This window comes from Pseudarthrobacter phenanthrenivorans, from assembly GCF_036455295.1.
GTDB classification, from domain to species: domain Bacteria; phylum Actinomycetota; class Actinomycetes; order Actinomycetales; family Micrococcaceae; genus Arthrobacter; species Arthrobacter phenanthrenivorans_C.
This window is the reverse complement of sequence record NZ_JAYXNX010000054.1, coordinates 1-332: the sequence shown is the minus strand read 5'-3', so window position 1 is coordinate 332 and position 332 is coordinate 1. Positions and strand designations below refer to the sequence as shown.

At 69.3% G+C, this 332-nt stretch carries 1 pseudogene; it reads right to left on the bottom strand.

Features of this window, described 5'->3' with window-relative positions:
• Positions 1 to 332 (bottom strand): annotated as a pseudogene (locus VXJ37_RS21090) (pyruvate dehydrogenase (acetyl-transferring), homodimeric type); the annotation flags it as partial.

Here is a 332-nt window from a genome sequence, read left to right as displayed (position 1 = left end):
CCGGCGCGGACGATGTGTCCGATTTCGTAGCCGTAGGCGGGGTCGTAGGTGAGGACGGCGGGGTTGGTGGAGGCGAGCAGGGGGGAGTGGCCGTCGGCGTGCTGGAGTCCTTCGCCGGTGAGGGTGGTCCGTCCTGCGGTGGCGCCGATGATGAAGCCGCGGGTCATTTGGTCCGCGGCGGCCCAGAAGGCGTCGCCGGTGCGCTGGAAGCCGAACATGGAGTAGAACACGTAGACCGGGACCAGGGGGATGCCGTGGGTGGCGTAGGAGGTTCCGGCGGCGGTGAAGGCTGCAACGGCGCCGGCTTCGTTGATGCCGGGGTGGATCAGCTG